A 25,765-nucleotide genomic window follows, 5' to 3' on the forward strand; every position below is an offset into this window, starting at 1 on the left:
TTTCCCTAAGGCTTGAAGCATGACAGATTCAAATCCCAAAAAGCGGCAGATTAGCTTGCTTGTGGCAGCCCCCAGGGGCTTTTGTGCGGGCGTCGACAGAGCCATAAAAATCGTCGAACTCGCGATCGAAAAATATGGCGCGCCGGTCTATGTCCGCCACGAAATCGTTCATAATCGCTACGTCGTCGATCAGCTTCGGGAAAAAGGTGCCATTTTTGTCGAGGAACTTGATCAAGTTCCAGACGGTGTTCCGGTCGTTTTTTCCGCCCATGGCGTGCCCAAGGCCGTTCCGCACAAGGCCGAAGAGCGCGGCCTGGAATATCTGGACGCTACCTGCCCGCTGGTGTCAAAAGTTCACCGTCAGGCTGAGCGACAGGTGGAAGCCGGCCGACATATTATATTTGTCGGCCATGCTAACCATCCGGAAGTGATCGGAACATTCGGTCAGGTCGAGGAAGGGCGCATGACACTGGTGGAAACCCTTGATGATGTCGAGGCGCTCGATCCCGCCGACCCCGACCAGCTGGCATTTCTCACCCAGACAACCCTGTCCGTCGATGATACCCGTGCAATCGTCGAGGGCTTGCAGGAACGTTTTCCGGGCATCGTGGGCCCGAAGGGAGAGGATATCTGCTATGCCACGTCCAACCGGCAGGAAGCGGTCAAACAGATCGCGAGCGCCAGCGAGCTGGTTTTGGTTATCGGAGCACCCAACAGTTCCAACAGCCTGAGACTTGTCGAAGTTGCCGAGCGCGAAGGGGCAACTTCCTATCTGATCCAGCGTGCCGATGAAATCGACACGAGCTGGTTTGACGGCGTCAACACCCTCGGGCTCACCGCCGGAGCCTCTGCACCGGAAGTACTCGTTCTTGAAGTGAAGGATTATCTGAAGCAGTTTTTCGATATCACGGAAGAAAAAGTCCGCACAGCTGACGAGAGGATGGTGTTCAAACTCCCGCGTGGCCTGGAAGCAGCCTGATGGCAGTCTATACGCGGGTTGACGCGGAAGACATTGAACAGTTTCTGACCCGATATGACGCCGGCTCTCTGGTGTCGGCCAAGGGCATTGCCGAGGGTGTTGAGAACAGCAACTATCTGCTGGAAACCACAACAGACAGATTCATTCTGACTTTGTACGAAAAGCGGGTGAACCCGGATGACTTGCCCTTCTTTCTCGGGCTTCTGGATGATCTTGTTGTTGCCGGACTGCCGGTTCCGCCCGCCATCCGTGATCGCGAGGGACGACAGATTCAACAACTCGCCGGAAAAACCGCCTGTCTGATCCAGTTCCTGCCGGGCGTGTCGATCAGCCATCCGACACCGGCCCAAGCGGCAGCAACCGGGAAAGCTCTCGCGAGAATGCACCTGTCGACGGCCGACTATGAGCCCACCCGCCAAAATGACATGGGGCGTCCGGACTGGCACAAGCTGGCCAGGGATTGCGGTCCTGAAGGACTGAATGCGATTCATGCGGGTCTCGCAGCACTTGTCGACTCTGAACTAGAGTTTCTTGATGAGCACTGGCCTCAAAACCTTGCGATATCGGCAATTCATGCCGACCTGTTTCCCGACAATGTCCTGATGCTGGGAGACGAAGTTACCGGGCTGATCGATTTCTATTTCAGCTGCACCGATTTCACCGCCTATGATATCGCTGTTACCCACGCGGCCTGGTGTTTTTCCGATGACGGTCTGACATTCGACTCCCGGATTTCTGACGCATTACTCGCTGGCTATGAAGCCATCCGGGTGATCCCGGAGAAAGAGCGGGAAGCCTTGCCGGTGCTTGCACGCGGAGCGGCATTGCGGTTCCTGCTTACCCGCGCCTACGACTGGATCAACACCCCACCGGAAGCGATGGTTACCCGCAAGGACCCGATGGCCTTTCTGAACCGGTTGTCCTTTTACCAGCAACATCCGGATGTCTTCTCCGCATGACCGAAGCCCAATTTGTCGAAATCGCGACCGATGGCGCATGCAAGGGCAACCCCGGACCGGGCGGCTGGGGCGCACTTATCAGATATGGTGAGCATGAAAAGGAAATTTCCGGCGGCGAGCCGGAAACGACCAACAACCGGATGGAATTGCGAGCGGCGATCGAGGCGCTAAACGCGCTGAAGCGCCCGTGCCGCGTTCGGCTCTCCATCGACAGCACCTACGTGAAAGATGGCATCACCAAGTGGATCCACGGGTGGCAGAAAAACGGGTGGCGGACTGCTGCGAAGAAGCCTGTAAAAAATGCAGATCTCTGGCAAGATTTGCAGGAGGCCGTCGCACGGCATCAGATTGAATGGGTCTGGGTCAAAGGCCATGCGGGTGACGCCGACAATGAACGCGCCGACCAGCTGGCAAGTGACGCCGCCCTCGATCAGATCCGGGGCGGCGCCTGAAAGGTTTCAGCGTGATCGCTGACCTTAGCTGTTGTCTTCAATCTCGGCGTTGGGGCCATTTTTCAAAATGGACTTGATCGCATTTTTGGCGCTGGCCTTGCTCGCATAGCCTTCGGTCGAAAACATGATTTCGCTGTTATGCTTGAAGCGAACCCGGAATTCGCCCTTCTTGTCTTTATAGATTTCAAACTTGTGCGCCATGAAATATGTCTCCTTCTAGGGTCGCCGGTTTTGCCGGCAAATTTTTATTGCCTGTTCGCCAGACTGACGCAACGGGTAATTTGTAAAACCTCGATCTGCTAAGCAAATCTGGCAGGATCGTAGAGCGCCCGAGGGATATCGGCATCGTCTTCGGCTACAGGCTCATCCAGCAGCAATGCCCTGGCCAGCCTGGCGGCGGCGGGGGCGGTCTGGATGCCGAAACCGCCCTGTCCGGCGAACCAGAAAAAGTCCGGCCGCTCGGGGTCGAAGCCGTAAACAGGCAACCGGTCCGGGGCAAAACTCCTCAGGCCTGCCCATTTGCGGGTCACCTGTTTTATCTCGGCATCAACCGCAGACTGGAACCGGTCGATGGCCAACGCAACGTCCAGTTCTTCCGGTGCCACATCACCAGGCCGGTCAGGGATTTCGTCATGCGGGCTCAGCCAGTATGAACCTCCCGTTTCCGGCTTGAAGTAAAAACTGCCGTCGAGCGCCACGACCAGAGGATCATCGGCCCGCGATGGGGGATCCGTACGCAGCTGGACCATAGTGCGGCGCATGGGCTGGATTCCCAGCGGCTGAACTTGAGCCATTTCGGCAATGCCGTCAGCCCAGGCCCCTGCCGCATTGACAATTGTCGGTGCAGAGACCGTGCTTCCCCGGAAGGCAACCTTCCAGCCATCAGAGTTATGAGCAATCGCATGGACCCTGGCCCTGCATTCCACGACCACGCCTTTGCGCCGCGCATCTCGCAAATAGGCTCCGTGTAACCCGGCCACATCAATGTCACAGCAATCCGGTTCGAATATCGCATGCCCCCAGTCGTCACCGATGTGCGGAGCCCGCTTGCGAATTTCATCCTGATCCCAGCGCACCATTGCTACACCGCTGTCCGCAAATTCGGCGAGGAATCCCTCAACAAGCCCCTCTTGTCCCGTTCGAGCGATATTGATGGCCCCACGATTTGTCAGAAATCCGGAATCGGAAAAATCAGCGGGCGGCGTTTTGAGAAAATCAAATGATGCGGTGGTCAAGGGCTGTACCTGCGGTCCACCGTAGCTTTCCGTCCAGAACGCGGCCGAGCGACCGGTCGAATGATATCCCGGGTGATCCTCGGCTTCCAGAACCAGAACGGACCGCTCGCCGCCAATTTCCGAAGCGATGCTGGCACCGGCGATACCTGCGCCGATGATGATGACGTCAAAGTCGGTCATGCAACGGGTGCCACCCGGTCAAGAAAGTGGAAGCTCGCCTCTAGCGCCACATTGCGAACCGCATCGCTCTCCCGATAGATTTCATGCGCACATTCTTCACCAAAAAGCTGGAGCTCCGCCGTGGGTATGAGATGTACGGCGCGCATGATCGTCGCGTGATCGACCAGCCTGTCGACTTCGGTTGCGAGGAACAGAATGGGGATATCCACCTGTTCCAGTTTCTTCCGTTCCCGCAAGTGATGGGCAGAACTGTAGGCACGTTCAACCCAGCGCCAGCTTGCCGGACCGAGCCGCAGTTCCGGTCGCTGCGCAAACCAGAAAAACTCGTCGGCATATCGCGCGGCATCGTGGGTCAGCAGGCCTTGCCGCAAAACTTCCGGTTCCAGGGGCTTTTCGCTGACTTTCCATGCGCGTCTTCTGGCTCTGCCAAAGGTACACATGATTTTGGCAATGAGCTGCGCCGTCCATTCCGGCATGCCTCCGCCGACCGGCGCCAGCATCGGCGCGCTAAGGATCACCGCATCAGGATGGATACGCTGTTCCGCCAGCGCCCGCATAACGAGATGGCCGCCCATGCTGTGCCCAATTACGATATGCGGACCGGGCCGGTCCTGACGCCAGCTGGCAAACAGGGCCGACAGGTCATCAACCCAGATGGCAAAATCCTCGATATGCCCGACATGCGGGTGCGGTCCGCACCGCCCGGAACCACCCTGCCCCCGCCAGTCCACCGAACTGATGTTCCAGCCCTGACGATGGAAATCATGGAAAGTCTCGAGATATTTCTCGTAGAAGTCCGCCCGCCCGGTCATGAACAATACCGATCCGCGACACTGCGGTTCCGGCTGCTGCCATTCCAGTTGTCGCATTGGCCAGCCGTCTGACGCGGTCCAGGTCAACTCGTCAGCAGTATCGGGAATGGCGCGTCGATCGAACGCCGGAGCCTCGCTGTTGCTCAAAAACGCGCTCCACAGATCATGGTTACTATTTGGTAAGTCATTTTTCCTAGAACGCGTCCCATGAATGGCGAACATTTCATCTACTTGCTCTGGGTCGGATTGGCAATTGCGCTGATTACCGCAGCGATCACTGACATAAAGAGTCGGACCATTTCCAACCGATTGAACATCATGATCGCACTTGGTGCGCCGGTTTTCTGGATCGCAAGCGGAATGCAATTGTGGCCAGACATGCTGATACAAATTGGTATCGCTGCCATCATATTTACCATATTTACCGGATTCTTCGCGCTTGGTGCGATGGGAGGCGGAGACGTCAAACTGCTGGGAGCCATTGCCCTCTGGCTGCATTGGATCCCTCTCGTACAGATGTTGATCGTGATGTCGATCGCCGGCGGAGTCCTCACCGCGTTAATGATGATCCGCAACAGAATCAACAAAACCCCTGGTCCAATAAAGGTGCCGTACGGAGTCGCAATATCATTTGCGGGTCTGTTCGTGATCTGGGGGGATCAAGCGACAAAACTATACGAACGATATTTTAACCATTTTACTTGAAAGAGAAATCTACCGCCATCTGGTCGTTTTTCGAATGATCGAAACAGGTGGGGCATTCAGGAGGCGTGAGACGTCATGGACAAGAAGAAACTAGTATTACTTATCGGTGCGCTGGTTGTGGCTGCGGTCACGGCCTTGCTCGCCCGGAACATGTTTGCCGGTGCATCAGCCCCTCAGGCAGAAGCCCAGAAGGTAGAGATTGCCGGTGAAGAGGTACTTGTTGCGACACGGGCTCTCCCGGTCGGCACCATCATCACACCGGAAAGTTTCCGCTTCCAGCCCTGGCCGGAAGAACTGGTTGAAGAGGCCTATTATCAGAAGGAAGGCACAGACGTGAATGCATTGAACGGTACTGTCGTTCGCAATGCCATCACTGCCGGCCAGCCTCTGACACGCGGAGCAATTGTCAGCCCGGGCGACCGCGGCTTCCTTGCAGCGGCTCTTGGGCCAGGCATGCGTGCCGTCACCATTCCGGTTTCCGGTCTGACCGGTGTCGCCGGCTTCGTGTTTCCCGGAGATCGTATTGACCTGATGCTGACTCAGACTGTTAAGGGACAAGGTCCGGAAATGAAGGTTTCCGAAACGGTCATCCGAAACGTTCGTGTTCTTGCCACCGATAACCGGGTCACTTCCAGAACCAATGAAGCTGGGCAAACTGTAGCAACAAAAACCAAGCTGGTTACGCTGGAAGCCACACCGAAAATTGCCGAGAAAATTGCTGTCGCGCAGACTCTGGGGACGCTGAGCGTTTCTCTCCGGTCGCTGGCGGACAGCCATGCGGAACTTGAGCAGGCCATTGCTTCCGGTGAGGTCAAGCTGCCTGAAACAGATGACCCGAACGAAGAAGCCGCGCTGATCAAGTCGCTGGCCGCTCGTCCTACCGCGAAGAAATCAACCTATTCTACCGGCGGTGAGGTCTCTCGCTTTGAATCACGCACTCCTCCGCAGTTGCCGGAGGCTCAGAAACCAAAAGGACCTGTCGTCCGGGTGTCACGCGGTAACGCGGTCACTGAAGTTGAGTTCGGAGGCAAATAATGACCATCCATTATAACACACAAGGCCGTCCTGCCAAAAAGGCCATTGGTGCTGCAATTGCTGCAGCCCTGGCCATGGCCCTCGCTGCCAACAGCGCGGTTCCGGTGCAGGCACAGTCCGCAAAGATCACTGAGCCAAACTCCCGGATTTCTCTGGCCGTCAGCCGCGGCAAGCTGGTCACTCTTCCAGCTGCAGTTGAGGATGTCTTCATTGCCGAGAATGGAATTGCCGATGTTCAGGTACGCTCGCCGCGTCAGTTGTACATCTTCGGCAAAAGGAGCGGGGAAACCAGCTTTTATGCCACAAACGCCGCTGGCCGGGTTGTGTATTCTGCTGAAATCGCAGTGATCGGTGCGGAAATCTCTTCCATCGACCAGATGCTCTCGCTTGCCATGCCAAGCGCTGACATTGCCGTTAGCACAACCAATAATTTTGTCCTGCTGACCGGTACAATTGCCGATCCGGATGACGCGGAAGAAGCAGAAAACCTCGTTCAGGCCTATGTGGGTGATGACACACGCGTGGTCAGCCGACTGAAAACCGCGACCCCGATGCAGGTCAACCTCAAGGTCCGTTTTGCCGAAGTCAGCCGGACGCTGGCCAAGGAAATCAACGGCAACGTTCTGACCCGCGACAATACCGGCGGTTTTCTGTTCGGTCTGTCTCGCGGCCGCAACTTTGGCACGATAACGGACTTCGACACCAGCGCTTTTCCGAATCTGGATGCATCGAGTCTTTTCGGATTACCCACCGGATCCATTTCGCTGCCGTTCAACCCGAACACGGGACAATTTGTAACGCCGGGCGGAACGCAGTTCAATTTTAATCAGTCTTCGGGCTTGAACACCATTCAGGCTGCCGGACGTCTTTTTGGGCTTGATATCTCCACAGCCCTCGACATCTCCGAACGCGTTGGACTGGTTACGACCCTTGCGTCGCCAAATCTGACAACGATATCCGGGGAAACCGCAACATTCCTGGCTGGTGGACGTTTCCCGATCCCGCAATCTTCGGGTTTTGGCGAAGTTAGCGTCACATATCAGGATTTCGGTGTCAGCCTTTCCTATACACCAACCGTATTGTCCAATGGCCGGATCTCGATCCGTGTAGCTCCGAAGGTTTCGGAACTGTCTTCGGCTGGTGCGGTCCGGATCAACGGTTTTGAAATTCCCGCAATTTCCACCCGGGAAGCGGAAACCACCGTCGAACTGGGATCAGGCGAAAGCTTCATGATCGCAGGTCTGATGCAGAACAGCTACAGCTCGACTGTCGACAAGACCCCTGGTCTCGCGGACGTTCCGGTGATTGGCAACCTGTTCAAATCCGACGGTTATCGGAAAAATGAAACCGAACTCATGATCGTGGTCACACCATATCTGGTGAAACCGGTCAGCGAGAATCAGATTGTCTTGCCGACAGACGGGTTCAAGCAGGCCAACGACTTTGAGCGGGTGTTCATGAACCGTCATACCTCGACGGGCACCGGAGACCGGCCGAAGCCGACCGTTGCTCCTCCCGTCGAAAGCGGACCGGCCATCAGCAGTCTTGAAGCACCTGCAAAAACCAAAACCGCCAAAAAGAACGGCAAATCCGGGGGCGCAGCTCCAGGATTCAGCTTCGATAACTAAGTCCGACCAGGAGAAGATATCATGCGTTTTGTTTCCATCGCCCTAGTCACCGCCGTCGGACTTTCTGTGTCGGCTTGTGGCAGCACAACCGCCAATCGCTCGGTTGACAGCGTTCACCAACCGGTTGTTGAACGATCCCATTTCGTGCTGGACATGAACATGGACGGAGCGGGCTCCATCCCGGCGTCCGAAAGGGCTCGGCTGGCTGGCTGGTTTGACGCTCTCGAACTCGGATATGGTGATCGCGTATCTATTGACGATCCCAGTTTTGGCGCCAGCGCCAGTGCCAGGGCCACCGTAGAAGCTCTGGCTGCAGAATATGGTCTGCTGATCAATGATCTCGCACCGGTAACCGAAGGCAATGTGCCGGCCGGAACCGTCCGGGTTGTTGTTTCGCGATCCACGGCAAGCGTGCCGGGATGTCCCGACTGGAGCCATCGCAGTCATACCGATTTTCAGGGCAGAACAAGTGCCAATTACGGCTGCGGTATCAACAGCACAATGGCTGCCATGATCGCGGATCCGGAAGATCTGGTCCGCGGCAATGCGGCTGATGGCGTCAATCAGACCCAGGCTTCCAAAGCCATCCGGGCCTATCGCGAACGTAAAGTGGGAGACCAATAATGAACGCTCCTTGGAAACCAGGATCAATTAACGGCCGGGACCTGTTCTCCGCCTATGTATGCGACGACGATACACTGGATATTCTCCGGCCCGTTGTCGAAGAAATGGGCTGGCCCGTGGACAAATGTCACAAGGGCGGACTTCGCAATGCCGTGCAATCGCTGTCGGTCGCTGCAAGTCCGAACATCCTGCTGGTCGATCTGTCGGAATCAGGTGACCCGCTGAGCGATATCAACTCGCTGGCTGAAGTATGCGAACCCGGAACTGTTGTTGTTGCCATGGGCCAGGTCAATGACGTTCGGTTGTACCGCGATCTTATCGTCAGCGGCCTGCAGGACTATTTGCTCAAGCCATTCAGTCCCGAACAGCTGCGTGATGTTCTGAGCCAGGCAAATGCCGTGCTCAACGCACCAAAAACGGATGAGGTAGCAAGCGAGAAGCCCCATGTTTCCACGGCGGTCATTGGAACCCGTGGCGGCGTAGGTGCCTCTACGATTGCGACCTCTCTCGCATGGTTGCTGAGCCAGGATCGCGAACGTCTCACGGCACTTCTTGACCTCGACGTCCATTTCGGAACCGGTGCGCTTGCGCTGGACCTCGAACCGGGCCGGGGACTGACCGATGCTATTGACAACCCAAGCCGGATTGACGGGCTGTTCATCGAACGGGCCATGATCAAGGCAAATGAGAAACTGTCTCTGCTTTCCGCCGAGGCACCGATTAATTCGCCAATGATGACTGACGGCACGGCATTTTTCCAGCTGCAGGAAGAATTTCGGGCAGCTTTTGAATGCACCGTCATCGATCTCCCGCGGGAAATGCTGATCAGTTATCCGCACCTTCTGGGTGATGTGAATGCCACCGTCATCGTGACGGAGCTGACGCTTGCTTCCGCACGAGACGCTATCCGTCTCCTGTCCTGGCTGAAATCACACGCTGCACAAAGCAAGGTGATCGTGGTTGCCAACAAGGTGCAGTCGGGTGGCCTCGAAATTTCCAGACAGGATTTCGAAGCATCGATCGAACGCAAGATTGACATTGTCATTCCTGCAGATCCGAAGACTGCCGCACAGGCGGCCAAGCTCGGGCAGGCCTTTGTCGAAGCTGGCAAGTCCAGCAAGGCTTCCGCGAAAATCGTGGAACTGGCTGATCAGGTGCTTGGAGCCGTTGACGGCAATGAAGACGAGACAGGCGGACAGGCAAAAGCGTCGCTGATGGACAAACTGAACATCAAGTCGCTCCTGCCTTCCAAGAAAAAAGCGGTGGAACAGGACGCTGAATAAGCGGCCTGTACCATCATTTTTTTGAAATTGGGGATCTAAGCAATGGACATAATGCAGGTAGCGATTATCGGAGCAGGAACCCTGGCGTGCCTGCTGCTGCTCATCTTTGCATTTGCCGGTCCGTCGCAGGCCAAGGCGCAGGCAAAGAGGCTCGATCAGGTCAAGTTCCGCCACTCCGACAGCGCCAACGTCAAGGTTGAAGCGCAAATGAAAAAGGCGCTGAGTGCGCGTCGCAAGCAACGGCGTCCGGTTGGCGACAACATGACCCGTATGGAAGCGCTGGCCATCCGGCTCGAAAAGACTGGCAATGACTGGCAAATCTCGCACTTTGTATATGTGTGTCTGGGTCTGTTTCTGCTCACCGCAGCAGGATTGTTCGTCAACGGTGCACCCCTTTTGCTGTGCCTGTTTGTCGGACTGGCAGTTGGCATCGGGCTGCCACATCTGGTGGTCGGATTTCTGATCAGCCGGCGAGTCAACCGGTTTACTGCCAATTTTCCCGACGCCATTGAGCTGCTGGTGCGTGGTTTGCGGTCCGGTTTGCCGGTCACCGAGACCATCGGCGTTGTTGCGAAAGAAATCGAGGGGCCGGTCGGAGAAGAATTCCAGAAGGTGGTTGACCGGATCAAGATCGGTAACACCATGGAGGATGCACTCCAGGAAAGTGCCAAGCGCCTCGACACGCCGGAATTCAAGTTTTTCTGCATCACCATCGCGATCCAGCGCGAGACCGGTGGTAACCTGGCAGAGACCCTGTCCAATCTGGCCGATGTTCTGCGCAAGCGCGGACAAATGAAGCTGAAAATCAAGGCCATGTCTTCGGAATCGAAGGCTTCAGCCTATATCGTGGGTTCCTTGCCATTCATCGTTTTCGGCCTCGTCTGGTCGGTTAATCCCAACTACATCGCCGGCTTTTTCTATGAAGAACGGTTGATCATCGCGGGACTTGGCGGACTCACCTGGATGAGCATCGGTGTGTTCATCATGGCCAAAATGGTCAATTTCGAAATCTAGGCGGGGAGCAGGGAATATGACAAATTTAGCTATTGCTGCTGCCGCTACGACGGGTGGACCAACGTTGCTGGGCATTGATGTGCTCTGGGTGGCAACCATTTTGGCCGCCGTCGCAACGATGGCCGTCTGCTTTGCAATCTATGCCGCCGTCACGGTCCGCGATCCCATGGCCAAACGGGTCAAATCCCTGAACGAACGCCGCGAGCAGCTCAAGGCCGGAATCACGGCCTCGACTACCAAGAAGCGTGCGAAGATCGTCCGTCAGAATGACACCACCGACAGGATGCGCGGCATATTGCAGTCGATGAAAGTCCTGCAGGATGACCAGCTGTCCGAAGCCCAGCAAAAGCTGGCTCAGGCGGGAATTCGCTCCAAAGATCTGGCCTATGCAGTCATTTTCAGCCGGCTCGTTCTTCCGATCGTGCTCGGCGGGGGTGCGGCCCTGGCCATATATGGCCTTGGTTATCTTCCGGACTATTCGCCGATTCAAAAATTCGGTGTTTTCGCCGGTGCCACCATTGCCGGTTACAAGGGCGCAGACGTCTATGTCGGTAATCTCATTGCCAAGCGAACCGATCTCATTCGCAAAGGTCTGCCGGACGCCATTGACCTTCTGGTCATTTGTGCGGAAGCCGGTCTGACGGTTGACTCGGCATTTGCGCGGGTTTCGAAAGAACTCGGTGATGCCTATCCTGAACTGGCGGACGAATTCTCGCTGACATCCATCGAACTGGGTTTTCTTACCGAACGTCGCCAGGCGTTTGAGAACCTCGCCTATCGCGTTGCTCTCGAGCATGTCAAAGGCGTCGTGACAACAATGATCCAGACTGAAAAATACGGTACGCCGCTGGCTTCGGCCCTGCGTGTCCTGTCGGCAGAATTCCGGAATGATCGCATGATGCGCGCCGAAGAAAAAGCGGCCCGCCTGCCAGCGATCATGACTATTCCACTGATTTTGTTCATTCTGCCAGTGCTGTTTATCGTGATCCTCGGGCCGGCAGCCTGCTCGATCTCCGACGCCCTGCTTTAGCGGAAACAGGCAATCAAACAAAAAGGGAGCGGCTTTCAACAGCCGCTCTTTTTTTATCCGGAAGCGATATCGTCAGCAGATTGTTTGATTTTCCCGAGAAAGGCAGACAATTGCTTTTGCTCCCCATCGGACAGGACAGACATGATTTTCTTTTCCATTGTCTCGGCAGCAGGCATGATCTGGTCGTACAGGTCACGACCGGTATCGCTCAACATGAGATGATGCGAACGGCCATCGGCACTGTTCGGACTGCGCCCGAGCAAAGCCCGGTCGACTAGCGTCTTCACCGCGCGGTTCACCGTTACCTTGTCCATCAGGGTGGCTTCCACCAGCTGTCGCTGCGTGGCATTGCCGCGATTTCCCAGGACTGCCATGACACGCCATTCAGGGATCTTCAGGCCGAAGCGGCTTTTATACTCGCGCGCGATCAGGTCACTCACCGCGTTGGACGCAGTGGACAGCTGGTATGGAATAAAATCATCTAAATTGGTGACCATGGGTAATATTTATTCAATTTTTGCCCGAAGTCCAACCCAAAATGTTCGCGGGAAGGCACGTTCGACAATTCCTGAGCTGCTCACCGCCGCCTGCACCTCCGTGTCAAACAGGTTCTCGACCCGTCCTTCGATCAACAATTTTTCCGTGACGGCGTAGGCCAGCCGGCCATCGACTGTGAACGCACCATCCAGTGACCGGCTGTTTTGGTCATCCTCAAACCGGCTGCCGGTATAACGCACGGAGATACTCGCAGCCGTTCCATTTTCCTGGCTCCAGTCAAGCGATGCACTTGCTTCATGTTCCGGAATTTGTGCCGGGCGCAGCTGATCGACCGCGGCCGCCAGCCCGGAAGCATTCACTTCCGCATCAACATAGGACCAGGAAGCTTGCAGCGAGAGCTTCTCCACCAAGGCGCCCAGGTCAAAGCGCGTATCAATCTCAATTCCCTTGCTCTCCACGGAATCCAGATTTTGCCGTTGCCGGAAGACACCTGCGCCGGAAACGAAACCAACGCCGGGAAAGACGCCTGGCCCGGAGTCGAGAGTCACGTTGGCGATGGCATCGTCCAGTTGATTGTAGAACAGCGTCACTCCGAACTTTGTCCGTCCGTCATTCCAGTCGAGCCCCAGTTCGGCGCCCTTGACGCGTTCTGGCGTCAGCATTTCGTTGGCCGCCGTGGCATCGGGCCCAACGCGAAACGGGCGAAAAAGTTCGTTGATCGTTGGTAGGCGCCAGCCGAGATAGGCCGCACCCCGCAATGTCACTTGACGGTTCGCGTTGAAGGCAATCCCCCCGCGCGCCGTAAACTCGCTGCCACTGCGAGAGGCGAAACTGGCATCTGTTCGCACAGACCCCGGAAAGGGCGAGATCAGTTCAATTTCTCGCCGGAAGCCGTCATCAATTGACCAGAAGTCGATCCGGCTACCGCCCGTCAACGTCAAGTTGTCGGCGGCTCTGACGCTGCCCTCGACAAATGCGCCATAGGTCGAGGTGTTGCCGCCAGCTCTGCGGCTCCGGCGCGGGGTATCATTGTCGAGAAAAAAGAAATTCTCGTTGGTTGTCCCTTCCGTGTGGCGCCAGTCGCCACCGATACGCAGTTCCGCATTGTCTCCAACCGGTGGTCGCACCTCAAAGCGTCCGCCGAGACCGATCGAAGGGACATTGAACTGCTCGAAAACCCGGTTGACGCTGTTCCGGTCCGCCGCAACGCCGCCGAAACTGACGTCAAAATTGCGGATCTGGACATAACCAAGCGCCGACCATTGCCAGTCACCCGTTGTCCGGTTCACCAGACGAATACTGGCATCCGCGCCGTCATTGTGATTCTCGCTGAACGCAAATCCGCGTTCGCGATCATCCGTAAAAACCCGCACACTGGTCTGCAATTCGGTTGTGTAGCTGACCGGCGCAACATAACGCACGGCCAGCCCTGCCTGCTCATATTCAGCCGGACGATCAACCGTGCCACGCTGACTGGCAACAATGGGCGTAAATCCATCACCCCGCGCATAGGACGCAGAAATGGTCAACTGTCCCCTGCCCAGCTCCCGGCCAAAAAGCAGGTCGGCGTCGACGCTGTTTCGGCTGCCATAGGCCGCACCCAGTTCGATCCGGTCCCCGACATCGGCGCTGACCAGTTCAATGGTTCCCGCCAAGGCCCCCTGCCCGTTGGAACCGCTACCACCTCCACGTTGCACCCGGGCAGACGCAATGGGCAGCGCATCATATCCGGGCCATGAAATCCAGCCGCCAAACGGATCGGCCTGCGGCACGCCATCCAGCAGCAGCAAGGCCCGTGACGAGGCATTTCCGCCCAGCCCGCGCAAGGTGATGCCCTGGCTCGTGGGATTGGCTGATCGCGCATCAGATCGGCGAAACTGTTGCAGACCCGGAACCGGGCGCAGGCTGTTTTCCAGCCGCTGATTGCGGTCCACAACAATGGTCTGTGAGGAATATGTGTCGGTGGTAAAGGTGCTGATCAGGCCTTCGACAATGATGATGCTCTCCGGCACCCCAACCAGAACTTCGGCTCCGGCGGTCGTCTCATCTTGTGCCAAAACAGGAGCGCTCGCCGCCAGAAGCGGTAATGTGAGAAGTTGTTTTTTCATGCGGCTGACTTTGCTGCCTCCGGGTGCGCGTTCTGAAACGCGGAGATCTGATTGCAGGCCGCATCAATCCGCTCCAGCTTTGGAAAAGCCGTCAGGTCGGTATCAAATCGCCGCGCGTTATACATCTGCGGAATCAGGCATACATCTGCCAGATTTGGCTGTTCTCCCCCAAACAGGCCATCGGCCGGTGCCAGCTGTTCCAGTGCGGCAAAGCCGGTTGTCATCCAGTGCTGCATCCACGTCACCACGGCTTTTCCATCTGCGCCAAATTCACTTTTCAGATAATTGCCGACACTGATATTGTTTATCGGGTGGATATCGGTGGCAACGATGAGAGCTTGTGCCAGTGTTTGCGCCCGATCTGCCGGTTCCGCCGGGAGCATCGCCGGATCCGGGCGCGTGGCATCCAGATAATCAATGATCGCCAGTGACTGGGTGATTTCCTGGCCATCAATGGACAGTGTCGGTACCCGGCCCTGCGGATTGATCGCCTGATAGGCCACATCGCGCTGCTCGCCTTCCAGCAGATTCACCGAGCGCAACTGGTGCGAAATGCCTTTGAGATTGAGGACAATCCGTACCCGGTAACTCGCCGAGCTGCGCCAGTAGTCATAAAGAATGGTATCGGTCATCCGCGGCTTGTGCAGAGGCGGAAAGGAAATTGCAAGCCCGGTTCGGTCAGCCGGAACTGGCGAGACCTCCATGAATGGGAAGTTCCCCTCTTGTGCGCAATTCCACAGGTCGACCGGTGCGCTTCTGCAACTCGTACAGCCATGAATCTTCACTGCGAAGGCAGGTAGCAACCGCGGGATGGAGTTCCAACACCAGCAGACCGGTTCCAACCGTTCGTTCTGCCAGTCGCAGCAACTGCAACGCTGCGCTTATTGTCCGGTTGGACTGCAGCAGTTCCAGAACGGACGGTCCTGTTTTTCTGCTGACGACCTGCATCAGCCCGAACCCGTTTATGGCGGTGCGTTCGCAATTTTCAGTCATGTTTTGGTCGAATTCCGCCAAAGCTTCGGCGCGGCTGGCCCGGGATTCGAGGGTCGGAAAATCAATTGCGACGGAACCGGTTATGTCCAGCCGCGACAGAAGCCGGGCCACTTCGCCAGCCGATTTCTTCGCCAGTTCCGCCGCGGGCAATGTGCCGTCTACATCAATGACGGTCATGGCCGGAGTCGGTGATACCAGCAATGTGCCGCCCGCAAATGCGACCCGGCCGGTTTCGGCCTGCTCAACAATTTCGTGCCAGCCATGCGCGCCGAGCAAATCGGCATCATGTGCGGCCACCTGGCGAATCTCGACATCGTCGGTATCGATCTGCTCGAGCAGATCGGGACCGCGCATCAACGCGGTACCCGGCTCAGCCGGACGCGCCAGCGCGCGCTTGGCTTGCCCCGCCTGTTCCCGCATGGCCGACCGGACGATCCGGATCCGGACCGTGCGGCCCTCGGTCAATCCGCCGGGCAAGGGACTCAGCAAGCATTGCTCGCCAGCATCCAGTTCGGCGATTCCGGATTGGCCCGGCACCCATTGCCGCAGGAATTTTGCATCCAGAACATCACCAGACCGGGCAGCGTCACCTGGTCGTTCGATCCGGATTTTCGCACACACGCCCTGACTAACCAGCATCGCCCGGTTTTCGCCGATCCCGGATTCGTAAATCCAGAATGTATCGGGATCAGACAAGCGGGTAACCCGAAGCGATCAGAAGATTACGGGTTTCGTAGAGCGGCAGGCCCATGATTCCGCTATGGCTACCCGAGATTTTCAGGACCAGGGCCTCGGCCTGCCCCTGAATGGCGTAACCGCCCGCCTTGCCCTCGCCTTCGCCCGACGCGACATAGGCATCTATTTCCTGCGGGTGAAACCGCTTGAATTTGACGATACTGTCGGAAAGCCGCGTTCGGGCGGTTCCCTCGCGGTCGATGATACAGACAGAGGACAGGACATGATGCCGGCGTCCGCTGAGCAGTTCCAGAAACCGGCGCTGCTCGCTTTGATCGACGGCCTGGCCCAAAATGCGTCGGCCCACCGCGACAGTTGTGTCTCCGGCCAGAAGAATTTCATCTGTCTCGCGGGTAATCGCTGTCGCTTTTTCCTCTGCCATCCGCACCACATAGTCGCGCGGCAATTCTCCCCTGTGCGGGGTTTCGTCAATATCGGGAGAAACTATTCTGTCCGGCTTGACTCCGAGCCGGCTGAGCAATTCGCGCCTGCGCGGACTTGAAGAGGCGAGAACCAGCCGCACGCGTGCTCCCGAACCGGTTACTTGAATCGATAGGTGATACGACCCTTGGTCAGGTCATAGGGTGTCAGTTCCACGAGGACTTCGTCGCCCACCAGCACACGGATACGGTTCTTGCGCATTTTGCCGGCAGTGTGGCCCAGTATTTCGTGACCATTTTCCAGTTCTACGCGGAACATAGCGTTGGGGAGCAGTTCGCGGACCATCCCCTTCATTTCCAATAACTCTTCTTTTGCCATTCGGCCCTGTTTATCCTTGTCTGTCGGCGGGAAACACCGCCTTTTTGAACTATTTCAGCGCGCCATAAACCGAAACCGGGAAAAAGGGAAGGACTTGATGAACTGCGTGCCATTCCGGGTGAGCAGTGCGACAATTTGTTACAAGGAAAGGATTGTTCCGCAAATCACCCTGAGGCATCACCAATCCCGCCCCAACCTGTTCCGAGTATTGACTGATTCCCATGCCAAGATTCACCAGCGTTGTTCCCGATATCGTCGACCGGCGGATGTTGAAGGCCGCAGGCCTTGCCTCGCTCGCCTTTCTGCCGTCACCCGGCCTGGCGCAGTCGGATGGAAATGACGTGAATCCGGATGATGACATCGTCGTAATCGCAGAGTTTCCGCGCGGTTCTGTTGTCACCGACATCCCGCCGGTTTTGGAGCTTGATGCCGGGGATATTGACAGTTTCGGGGCGTCCTCGGTGGAAGACCTGCTGGAAGCCATTTCCTCCCAGACCAGTTCCAGCCGGGGACGCGGCAGCGGACGTCCGGTCGTGCTGATCAATGGTCAGCGCACCTCCGGATTTCGGGAAGTTCGCGATCTGCCGCCCGAGGCCATCAAAAACGTCCAGGTTTTTCCCGAAGAACTGGCCGTCCAATATGGTTTTCGGCCCGATCAGCGGGTGATCAACTTCATCCTCAAGGAGGATTATACGGGCTTCAGTCTCGAGGCCGAGGCCGGCCTGCCCGAACGCGGTGGCCAGACCTATCAGGAATATGAGTCAAATCTGACCCGCATCGGCAAGAACAGCCGGATCAATCTCAATCTGGAATATGAGCAAAACGGGGCGATCACCGAAGCCGAACGCGGTATTGTTCAGGACGATGCAGGCGCGGCCGTCGATCTCGGGCAGTTTCGTACGCTCGCTCCGGCAGAAAAGACGCTGGAGTTTAACGGCAACTACAGCCGGACCTTCGAAAATGGCACCGCACTTTCCGTGAACGGGGACTATAAGTTTGAACAATCAAGAGCCTTGCGGGGGCTCGCCGGTGCCAGTCTGGCCGTTCCGGCAAGCAGTCCTTTTGCCGTTTCTCCGGCAGATGAAACCGTCGAGCGCTTTTTCCCGGAACTGGGGGCTTTAAGGCGCAGGGTTGAAACCCATACCGGTCAGGCAGGCTTCGCGCTCAACGGCACGGTTTCGGACTGGCGCTGGTCGTTGACGGGCGAATATGTCTACACGCGGGAGGATACTGACACCGACCAGTCCGGGGATACCGGCGCGCTGCAGGCCGCAGTCGATGCCGGTACCGTGGATCCCTTTGCCGACGGCATTGGTTCCCTGCTCGGCCCCGGCCGGACGGATCGCGCGCGATCTGTGAGCCGGGACATTGATACGCAAGCGACCGCTTCCGGCACGCTGTTCATGCTGCCTGCTGGCCCCCTTACAACCACATTGCGTGGGGGGTATGACCGCAATTCGCTCGACAGCCGGGACATCACGGATGGCATCGTAACGCGCAACAAACTGAGCCGCGACATATTCAGCACCGGGATCAATATCGATATCCCGCTGGCGGACGAGAATATCGATGTGAAAGACGCGATTGGCGAACTCTCGATCAACGGCAATCTGGGATATAGCGAGCTGTCCGATTTTGGCGGCCTGGTCGAATTTGGCTTTGGCCTCAACTGGGAGCCCCTCAATGGCCTGGTGTTTAGTGCCACCGCGATCGGCGAGGATGCAGCTCCCGAAATCACCCAGCTCGGCAATCCGCTGATTGTCACGCCAAATGTCACGGTCTTTGATTTCACCAATGGCGAAACGGTCCTGGTGGACATCACCACCGGAGGGAATTTCGCGCTGCCTGCCGAGAAGCGGAGAGATATCAAGCTGGCCGCGAACTATCGGCCGGAATGGCTGGATGACCTCACCCTGCTGGCGGAATATAATCGCACCAACAGCACGAATGTGGCGTCGTCCTTTCCGCTGCTCACGCCGGAAATTGAAGCCGCTTTCCCGGACCGGGTGACCCGTGACGGCACCGGGCAACTGATAGCGATTGACCGGCGGCCCGTGAGTTACAGCACCGTTCGTAGCGACAATATCCGTTACGGATTCACATTTTCGAAACGCTTCGGCCAGCGGCGGGGCAACAGACCAGGAGGTCGGCCACGCAGGGAACGGGGACCCAATGCGGACGAAACACCACCTCCCGGCAGCGAAAGCCGCTCCGCCGGACGGCCGCAACAAAATGCCCGTCCGGGCGGGCGCGGCGGACGGCCCGGAGGTCGCAGACCCGGCGGGCGCTGGCGCGTCACACTCTATCACACGGTCAATCTGGAAGACCGTATCCTGATCCGCCCCGGGGTGCAGGAACTGGACTTGCTGGACGGTTCCGCAACCGGTTCGGATGGCGGGACTCCCAGGCACAAGTTCGAGCTGTCCGGTGGCTGGTTCAACAAGGGCATCGGATTTCGGGTACGCGGCGAGCATGTCAGTTCCACACGGGTGGATGGTGGCCTGACCGGTTCGGACCTGCGCTTCTCCGACCTGACCACTCTGAATCTGCGGATGTTCGTCAATCTCAATGATCGCGGCAATTTGACCGAAAAAGTCAAATTTCTGCAAAACAGCCGGATTGCCCTGCGGATCGACAATCTGTTCGACGACATCCAGACCGTTCGCGACGCCAGCGGCGTGGTGCCGCTCAGCTATCAGCCCGGCTTTGTCGATCCGGTAGGCCGCTATTTCGAGATCAGCTTTCGCAAACGCTTCTAGCGCCGGGTTGCCTTGATCCGGTAGACTGTGCGCCAGCTCTTCTCGCCATCGGTGGATATTTCCAGCTGCCAGTTCCAGCCATTTTCATCCGGCGGGAAAAAGGTGATCCGGCGTGCCGGGTTCGGCTTTGGCGCAACAAAATGCATCACGATATGACCGTCGGCATTCTGAACCGCGGAAATATGCGCCATGGCCGTATTGCCCTTGTTGGTCCAGGCAATGTCCCAAGCACCCTTGTCCTTGTCATACATGCGCAAATTGGTGCCGAATCCACCGCCATTGGGCATCCAGAAGTCCTGAATGGCCGTCCCGTTTCCGACACAGGTGAAGTGCCAGCGGGCGCCTGGCCCCCTGGTCCAGGTCTTGCCATCCTGGGACAGGGTTTCGTCGGCAATATCCCAGTCTCCGACATAGCGGCCAAATTGTGCTGTCGGCCCGGTCATGCAGCCATCGGTCTTGTCCATTCCGACATCGGCCAGCGTGCCTTTTTCCTTGTCGCTGGCCAGAACGGGACTGGCCAGCACCACCGTGCACATCGCGATCAGTAACTGGTTTTTCATGATTGCCTCCCCAACAGACAGTTTTTCCTGATTGCAGCATGCTTTGCCGCAAACTCTCCCGCAACGGCGCTACGATCAAGGATCCATGGCTTTCGACAAAGACGATCAAATCATCGCCGGCAACAACTGACCAAGGAACATGACCATCGCGATCAGGGTCAGTCCAAAGGCAGCCGACCGCCAATAGGCCACGCCAGCCAGATAAAGCGGCGCAAAAAATAGCCGGCCCGTCAGGAACAACCCGGCTGCAAACCGGGTCATGTCATTTGAAATACCTGCAAGTTCACCAAGAACGAGGAGCGGGACGAACATCAGCATGGCCTGACCATGATTGGCGACGGTGCGGTCAACGCGGCGCTGGAATATGGATTTTTCAGGCAGTTCGTCCCTGCTGCCCAGCCCCCAGGCAAAACCCTGCCGGCCCGGTACCAGCCCGCCCTGCAGCATGACAAGTGCGATGTAGATGATGGTCAGCCAGCCAGCGACCGCGAGTTCGAACGTCATGATCTGGTTTCTCCTCCGGTGTTTCGGAGTGGATTAAACCTTCAGAGAAACAGAACCAATTACCGCGCGGGTAAGGACAGGCGAGCAATCATGGTCTAGCTAGATCGGCCGGTGAGATCGTCTCCGCCCGGCAGATTTGCATGTCGGGCCGATGCCCGACGAGGGATGTCAGCTGTTTCACGAAGTCCCGCGATTCCGGTACTGCAAAATGGGCCGCAACGGCCTTAGCATCTTGCCATTCCTCATGGAAAAACAGACGAGACGAATCTTCGCAATCCGCGTGAATATGGTGGCTGATACAGCCCGATTCAGCACGCGACCGCGCGCTGTGCTCTCTGCAAAGGGCGATGATCGCGTCGCGATTGGCTGAGGTGGTGGAAATGGTCGCCGAGATGATGATCATGAGATTGTTGCAACCCGCGTCATTGAAGTCAGGCCATACATATCATGTTTGCAGAATACGCAAGGAGCCATATCCGAACTCTAGTCCGCCGAAAGCGCCTAACCAACCCCCAGCTTTCGTAGCACGCGCCATGCCAGAGCCTTTGCCCGGTTCTGCTCGGGATAACGCCCCGGAGCAGTTGGCGAGCCCCCCCGCTTTCGCAGCCAGCCGTTGAATGCCCGTGCATCGGCCTCTGCGAAGCTCCAGTCGCTGCGCCAGGTGATCGAAAGCGAGATGCTGTGCGTCTCGCCCACCCGGACGAAATGCGGGGCCATGACCGGTACGAAAATCGCGTTGCCGGGCGTCAGATGGTGCCTGGTTCCCTCGGCTTCGAACGCGTCCTGCCAGACGAGATTGCGATGGCCGCCAAGATGATAGCCTTCATGCACTTCATCGGGTGCATAGCGGGGATCGCCAGCCGGAAAGGTGGTCATCCACTTCTCACCACGCAGCTGCAGCAGGATATTGTGTTCCGGGTCGAAATGATAGGGTGTCATCGCGCCCGGCGACGACACGAAAATAAAGCCTTGTGGCTTGAGCATCTTGCCCGTCCGGGCCTCAAGCAGAGGCCGGATCTCCTCCAGCAGCGCCATCAGAAGCCCTTCATATTCCGGGACCTGCTCGATATTCTTGAGCACCGCCCAGCTGGCCGAATTTTCGATCATCAGGATGGTGTCGGCAATCGTCATGCCGTTGCCTGGAACATCTTCCGGCGCAATGCCCACCGGCAGATCGCCCGGATTATACTCGACGCTGGTCCCGGGCAGTGATGTGCCCAGTCTGGCCAGTGCATCCAGCGTCAGCAAGCTGTGTTCTGCCAGATGGTGATCCAGCAAATGGGGTTGCTCCGGATAGCATCGGGCGAACTGGCTGCGGGCCTTCTCGTCAAATACCTGCCGCTGGAACTGGTCGGATGAGGAAATCTGGTTCACTGTCTTTTCTCCGCCGGATCACCAGTTTTGCGGCCCTTGATCTGGGCCATGAATTCTTCGCCCAGTCGCACACCGCGGAACAGGGCGGTTCGTGACAGGCCTTTCAGCTCCACCGAAAAGCGTCCGACATGGCGCCGACCGGACCACAGGCTGTCAATCATCGGATGATCCTCCGCCGCACAGCTGTCCATCCAGGATATGGCGGGATTGTCCAGAATTCCGAGATTCTCCCGCTGCAGCAGCACGCCGGGAGAAAAGCGCGCATAATCCTCGTCAAATGTCGTCTTGAAGGAGAAACTGCCCTCCCCTGAGTGAAAATTGACCAGCATCGCCAGCGGCTTGCCATCAAGCCGTAGGTCCAGGCGCTGGAGTTGACCGGTAGCAGCGGCTCCCTGCAACGTCTCCACAAAAAACTGCCGGGTTTCCGCCCAGCTGTCGAGCGCCGAGCCTTGACGCCCTTTCCAGCCGCGACGTTCCAGCGCGAGAAACTCTTCAATCCATGCCTCGAGATCCGTTGCATCCTCATGACGGATCACCTGAACGTCTCCCTGGTCGGCCAACCGTCGTTCCTGCCGCCGCAACTCCTTGCGCTTCTTGGCGCGCACGGTGCTGGCGTAATAGCTGTCCGGATCGAGATCGCTCTGCAGCAGGGCTCGCACTTCACTGTGCACCAGATCGCAGCGCCGCTTCTGACGCGCACATACCGCCCGCATCGCGTCATCAACCGCACCGCCGATTGTCAGGCCATTAATGTGAAAAAACCCGGGCCAGGATACCTTGTCGAGCTGATCAAACAGAGCGGTCCAGAACTGATTTTCGAACCCCTTGCGGACGAGCGGCGTTCCCAGAAAGCAATTGTGATGCACCCAGTTCTGGACATGCGGAATCGGCCAGCGGCCAAACAGACGGCTGGGGCCCACAGGAAGCAGACCGATCAGATCGGTCTTGTCCGGAACACCGGCCCAGAACAGGAACATGTGCAAATCGGGATTGGTGCGAAAATGTTGGAGTGCCGGTTCGAGCAACCAGGGTTCATGAAAAACATTGGGCTCCGATGCGTGTTCAGCCAGCTTTTGCCAGGCCGGGCGGAGCGCCGCATCAATTTCTGCAATGGGGCGCAGTTCGGCGCTGGCCGAGGAAATCAGGCAGACGCGATTGTCATGCGCAAACATGTCCGTCGCTTCTGGTCTGCCCTGAAACCCGCCTGCATCCATGATATTGTTGCCCCAAAAATGCAATTCTTCGAGCCAGAACAGCTAGCAAAAATTGGGTAATATCCGATTAACGCCGATTGGCGGGCGTATGGGAACAGCCAAATAAAGAAAAACCCCGCCGAAATCGCTTCCGGCGGGGTTTGTTCAAACCAGTATGTCGGTCAGATTACACTGCGCCGTGCGCCAGAGCAGCGAGCAGCAGCAATGCCACGATATTGGTGATCTTGATCATCGGGTTCACGGCCGGGCCAGCGGTGTCCTTGTAGGGATCGCCAACCGTATCGCCGGTCACGGCTGCCTTGTGGGCTTCGCTGCCCTTGCCGCCATGATTGCCGTCTTCGATATATTTCTTGGCATTGTCCCATGCGCCGCCGCCAGCTGTCATTGACAGTGCAACGAACAAGCCGCCGACGATCACGCCAAGCAACAGGGCACCAAGAGCGGCAAAACCATTCGCCTGACCCGCGACCATCGTGATCGCGAAATAGACGATGATCGGTGCCAGAACCGGAAGCAGTGAAGGAACGATCATTTCCTTGATCGCCGCCTTGGTCACCAGATCCACGGTCCGGGCATAATCAGGACGGGATGTGCCGTCCATGATGCCCTTGTCCTTGGCAAACTGGTCCCGGACGTCGACAACCACGTCACCGGCCGCCCGACCCACAGCGGTCATGCCCATCGCTCCGAAGAGATAGGGCAGCAACGCGCCGAGCAACAGGCCGACAATCACATAAGGATTCTCCAGACTGAAGCTGACTTCGAGGTTCGGGAAGAAGATCGCCAGATCGGCGGTATAGGCACTGAACAGAACCAGAGCGGCAAGACCGGCGGAACCAATGGCATAGCCTTTGGTCACGGCCTTTGTGGTGTTACCTACAGCGTCAAGCGCGTCCGTCTTGTCACGAACACTCTGATCCAGACCGGACATTTCGGCGATACCGCCGGCATTGTCGGTGACCGGGCCATAGGCATCAAGCGCCACGACCATGCCTGCCAGAGCGAGCATCGAGGTTGCCGCGAAGCCGAGACCGATCAGGCCGGCCAGCTGGTAAGCCACAATGATACCGATCACGATGACCAGAGTCGGCAGCGCCGTGGACTCCAGGCTGATCGCCAGACCCTGGATCACGTTGGTGCCGTGACCGGTTTCGGACGATTTCGCAATCGAACGGACCGGACGATAGTTGGTACCCGTGTAATATTCGGTAATCCAGATGATCAGGCCGGTCACAGCCAGACCCACCATCATGCACCAGAACAGCGCCATGCCGGTAAAGCCACCCGTGCCATCGACACCCACACCGATCACGGTGTTCATGTCACCGATCGTCCGGAATGTCACATAGTAGAGCGCGGGGATCGACAACACGGCGGTTGTAATGAAGCCCTTGTACAGCGCACCCATGATGTTGGTTCCACCGCCAAGCCGGACCATATAGGTACCGATGATCGAGGTGATGATGCATGCCCCGCCGATGATCAGCGGCAGCGCCATCAGGTTACCGAGCATCTCCGCACCGACCAGGTCGCCAACCAGAAGCGCCAGCAGCACCATGGTGGCGCCGACGGTCACGACATAGGTTTCGAAGAGGTCGGCTGCCATGCCGGCACAGTCACCGACATTGTCGCCGACATTGTCGGCAATCGTCGCCGGGTTGCGTGGGTCATCCTCGGGAATACCAGCTTCGACCTTGCCGACCAGGTCGGCGCCGACGTCCGCGGCTTTCGTGAAGATACCACCGCCGAGACGGGCGAAGATCGAAATCAGCGAAGCGCCGAAGGCCAGAGCAACTAGCGCTTCAATGACGACACGGTCATTGGGAGCCATGCCCATTTGCGCGGTCAGGACCCAGTAGAAGATCGAGATAGCGAGAAGCGCCAGGCCAGCGACCAGCATGCCGGTGACCGCACCTGCGCGAAACGCAACGGTCAGGCCGGTTTGCAGGCTTTCCGCTGCGCCCTGCGCCGTCCGGACGTTGGACCGGACCGAAATGTTCATTCCGATATAGCCCGCAACCCCTGAGAGAACCGCACCAATCACAAAACCAATGGCTGAAATGGCGCCCAGAAACAGGCCAACCACAATAGCAACCACGACACCGACAATGCCGATGGTGGTATATTGGCGGTTCAGATAGGCTTGTGCCCCTTCCTGAATCGCGCCGGAAATTTCCTGCATTTTTTCGTTGCCTGCCGGTGCCCCGAGCACCTGGCGGCTGGTAATGAAACCGTATAAAACGGCCAGTAAGCCACATAATATTGAAATGGTGACAACATTCATGTGCTGCTCTCCCCCTGGTTTTTATAACAAAACGCCCCGTT

The 25,765-nt window shown here is 57.5% G+C and carries 26 protein-coding genes; 11 read left to right on the forward strand and 15 right to left on the reverse strand.

Annotated elements, in window-relative coordinates:
- Positions 1 to 19 precede the first annotated feature (19 nt).
- The 3 genes from ispH to rnhA are packed head-to-tail and all read left to right on the forward strand — an operon-like array spanning position 20 to position 2,390.
- Positions 20 to 979, forward strand: a complete 960-nt coding sequence (gene ispH, locus BUQ90_RS15085; protein ID WP_074205948.1) for a 4-hydroxy-3-methylbut-2-enyl diphosphate reductase — start codon at positions 20 to 22, stop codon at positions 977 to 979.
- Entirely contained in the window at positions 979 to 1,938 is a 960-nt protein-coding gene (gene thrB, locus BUQ90_RS15090) for a homoserine kinase (RefSeq protein ID WP_074205949.1), read from the forward strand. The genes ispH and thrB overlap by 1 nt, the downstream gene beginning before the upstream one ends.
- Entirely contained in the window at positions 1,935 to 2,390 is a 456-nt protein-coding gene (gene rnhA, locus BUQ90_RS15095) for a ribonuclease HI (protein WP_074205950.1), read from the forward strand. Before thrB ends, rnhA begins: the two co-directional genes overlap by 4 nt.
- A 24-nt stretch (positions 2,391 to 2,414) precedes the next feature.
- Here rnhA and BUQ90_RS15100 read toward each other — a convergent pair whose 3' ends face one another.
- The 3 genes from BUQ90_RS15100 to BUQ90_RS15110 form a co-directional block, all read right to left on the reverse strand.
- Positions 2,415 to 2,591: a YegP family protein gene (locus BUQ90_RS15100; RefSeq protein WP_074205951.1), complete on the reverse strand. Its 177-nt coding sequence runs from the start codon at positions 2,589 to 2,591 to the stop codon at positions 2,415 to 2,417.
- 98 nt (positions 2,592 to 2,689) lie between these two features.
- Positions 2,690 to 3,805, reverse strand: a complete 1,116-nt coding sequence (locus tag BUQ90_RS15105) for an NAD(P)/FAD-dependent oxidoreductase (protein WP_074205952.1) — start codon at positions 3,803 to 3,805, stop codon at positions 2,690 to 2,692.
- Positions 3,802 to 4,764, reverse strand: coding sequence for an alpha/beta fold hydrolase (locus tag BUQ90_RS15110; protein ID WP_074205953.1), 963 nt, complete (start codon positions 4,762 to 4,764; stop codon positions 3,802 to 3,804). Before BUQ90_RS15110 ends, BUQ90_RS15105 begins: the two co-directional genes overlap by 4 nt.
- Positions 4,765 to 4,824: 60 nt before the next feature.
- On the opposite strand from BUQ90_RS15110, the gene BUQ90_RS15115 reads away from it, so the two are divergent.
- The 7 genes from BUQ90_RS15115 (at position 4,825) to BUQ90_RS15145 (ending at position 11,936) form a co-directional block, all read left to right on the forward strand.
- Positions 4,825 to 5,322, forward strand: a complete 498-nt coding sequence (locus BUQ90_RS15115) for an A24 family peptidase (RefSeq protein ID WP_074205954.1) — start codon at positions 4,825 to 4,827, stop codon at positions 5,320 to 5,322.
- 75 nt (positions 5,323 to 5,397) lie between these two features.
- On the forward strand, positions 5,398 to 6,357 hold the full coding sequence (cpaB, locus tag BUQ90_RS15120; protein WP_074205955.1) for a Flp pilus assembly protein CpaB: 960 nt from the start codon (positions 5,398 to 5,400) through the stop codon (positions 6,355 to 6,357).
- The gene (locus BUQ90_RS15125) at positions 6,357 to 7,985 is read left to right on the forward strand and encodes a type II and III secretion system protein family protein (RefSeq protein ID WP_074205956.1); all 1,629 of its coding nucleotides are present in this window, start codon (positions 6,357 to 6,359) and stop codon (positions 7,983 to 7,985) included. Before cpaB ends, BUQ90_RS15125 begins: the two co-directional genes overlap by 1 nt.
- Before the next feature lie 21 nt (positions 7,986 to 8,006).
- Positions 8,007 to 8,609, forward strand: a complete 603-nt coding sequence (locus tag BUQ90_RS15130; RefSeq protein ID WP_074205957.1) for a CpaD family pilus assembly protein — start codon at positions 8,007 to 8,009, stop codon at positions 8,607 to 8,609.
- A complete protein-coding gene (locus BUQ90_RS15135; RefSeq protein WP_074205958.1) occupies positions 8,609 to 9,892 on the forward strand; it encodes a CpaE/TadZ family protein in 1,284 nt (427 codons plus the stop codon). The genes BUQ90_RS15130 and BUQ90_RS15135 overlap by 1 nt, the downstream gene beginning before the upstream one ends.
- A gap of 42 nt (positions 9,893 to 9,934) precedes the next feature.
- The gene (locus BUQ90_RS15140) at positions 9,935 to 10,906 is read left to right on the forward strand and encodes a type II secretion system F family protein (RefSeq protein ID WP_074205959.1); all 972 of its coding nucleotides are present in this window, start codon (positions 9,935 to 9,937) and stop codon (positions 10,904 to 10,906) included.
- Positions 10,907 to 10,922: 16 nt separating this feature from the next.
- Entirely contained in the window at positions 10,923 to 11,936 is a 1,014-nt protein-coding gene (locus BUQ90_RS15145; RefSeq protein WP_074205960.1) for a type II secretion system F family protein, read from the forward strand.
- A 53-nt stretch (positions 11,937 to 11,989) separates the two neighbouring features.
- Here BUQ90_RS15145 and BUQ90_RS15150 read toward each other — a convergent pair whose 3' ends face one another.
- From BUQ90_RS15150 to infA, 6 genes are read right to left on the reverse strand one after another with little or no spacing between them, the layout of a single operon-like run.
- Positions 11,990 to 12,433 (reverse strand): MarR family winged helix-turn-helix transcriptional regulator, encoded by a 444-nt coding sequence (locus tag BUQ90_RS15150; RefSeq protein ID WP_074205961.1) that lies wholly within the window; start codon positions 12,431 to 12,433, stop codon positions 11,990 to 11,992.
- Positions 12,434 to 12,442: 9 nt separating this feature from the next.
- Positions 12,443 to 14,542, reverse strand: coding sequence for a TonB-dependent receptor (locus BUQ90_RS15155; RefSeq protein WP_074205962.1), 2,100 nt, complete (start codon positions 14,540 to 14,542; stop codon positions 12,443 to 12,445).
- The gene (maiA, locus tag BUQ90_RS15160) at positions 14,539 to 15,174 is read right to left on the reverse strand and encodes a maleylacetoacetate isomerase (protein ID WP_074206471.1); all 636 of its coding nucleotides are present in this window, start codon (positions 15,172 to 15,174) and stop codon (positions 14,539 to 14,541) included. The genes BUQ90_RS15155 and maiA overlap by 4 nt, the downstream gene beginning before the upstream one ends.
- Before the next feature lie 46 nt (positions 15,175 to 15,220).
- Positions 15,221 to 16,231 carry a ribonuclease E/G gene (locus BUQ90_RS15165; RefSeq protein ID WP_084192727.1) on the reverse strand — a complete coding sequence of 337 codons (1,011 nt, stop codon included), beginning with the start codon at positions 16,229 to 16,231 and terminating at the stop codon, positions 15,221 to 15,223.
- The gene (locus BUQ90_RS15170; protein ID WP_074205963.1) at positions 16,224 to 16,793 is read right to left on the reverse strand and encodes a Maf family protein; all 570 of its coding nucleotides are present in this window, start codon (positions 16,791 to 16,793) and stop codon (positions 16,224 to 16,226) included. The genes BUQ90_RS15165 and BUQ90_RS15170 overlap by 8 nt, the downstream gene beginning before the upstream one ends.
- A gap of 17 nt (positions 16,794 to 16,810) precedes the next feature.
- Complete coding sequence (gene infA, locus BUQ90_RS15175) at positions 16,811 to 17,029, reverse strand: translation initiation factor IF-1 (RefSeq protein WP_066742521.1); 219 nt, start codon at positions 17,027 to 17,029, stop codon at positions 16,811 to 16,813.
- Positions 17,030 to 17,250: 221 nt separating this feature from the next.
- Here infA and BUQ90_RS15180 point away from each other — a divergent pair, with 221 nt between their 5' ends.
- Positions 17,251 to 19,788 (forward strand): TonB-dependent receptor plug domain-containing protein, encoded by a 2,538-nt coding sequence (locus BUQ90_RS15180; RefSeq protein ID WP_084192728.1) that lies wholly within the window; start codon positions 17,251 to 17,253, stop codon positions 19,786 to 19,788.
- Here BUQ90_RS15180 and BUQ90_RS15185 read toward each other — a convergent pair.
- The 6 genes from BUQ90_RS15185 to BUQ90_RS15210 form a co-directional block, all read right to left on the reverse strand.
- Positions 19,785 to 20,348 carry a hypothetical protein gene (locus BUQ90_RS15185; protein ID WP_074205964.1) on the reverse strand — a complete coding sequence of 188 codons (564 nt, stop codon included), beginning with the start codon at positions 20,346 to 20,348 and terminating at the stop codon, positions 19,785 to 19,787. The two genes, BUQ90_RS15180 and BUQ90_RS15185, sit on opposite strands and share 4 nt — an antisense overlap.
- A gap of 105 nt (positions 20,349 to 20,453) precedes the next feature.
- Positions 20,454 to 20,852: an MAPEG family protein gene (locus BUQ90_RS15190; protein ID WP_074205965.1), complete on the reverse strand. Its 399-nt coding sequence runs from the start codon at positions 20,850 to 20,852 to the stop codon at positions 20,454 to 20,456.
- An 88-nt stretch (positions 20,853 to 20,940) separates the two neighbouring features.
- Entirely contained in the window at positions 20,941 to 21,255 is a 315-nt protein-coding gene (locus BUQ90_RS15195; protein WP_074205966.1) for a putative quinol monooxygenase, read from the reverse strand.
- A 98-nt stretch (positions 21,256 to 21,353) separates the two neighbouring features.
- A complete protein-coding gene (locus BUQ90_RS15200; protein ID WP_074206474.1) occupies positions 21,354 to 22,217 on the reverse strand; it encodes a transcriptional regulator in 864 nt (287 codons plus the stop codon).
- 5 nt (positions 22,218 to 22,222) lie between these two features.
- Entirely contained in the window at positions 22,223 to 23,440 is a 1,218-nt protein-coding gene (locus BUQ90_RS15205) for a GNAT family N-acetyltransferase (protein ID WP_084192729.1), read from the reverse strand.
- Positions 23,441 to 23,606: 166 nt separating this feature from the next.
- Positions 23,607 to 25,724, reverse strand: a complete 2,118-nt coding sequence (locus BUQ90_RS15210) for a sodium-translocating pyrophosphatase (RefSeq protein WP_074205967.1) — start codon at positions 25,722 to 25,724, stop codon at positions 23,607 to 23,609.
- Between the last annotated feature and the right edge of the window lie 41 nt (positions 25,725 to 25,765).

The sequence above is a fragment of the Parasphingorhabdus marina DSM 22363 genome, assembly GCF_900128895.1.
Classification (GTDB): Bacteria; Pseudomonadota; Alphaproteobacteria; order Sphingomonadales; family Sphingomonadaceae; genus Parasphingorhabdus; species Parasphingorhabdus marina.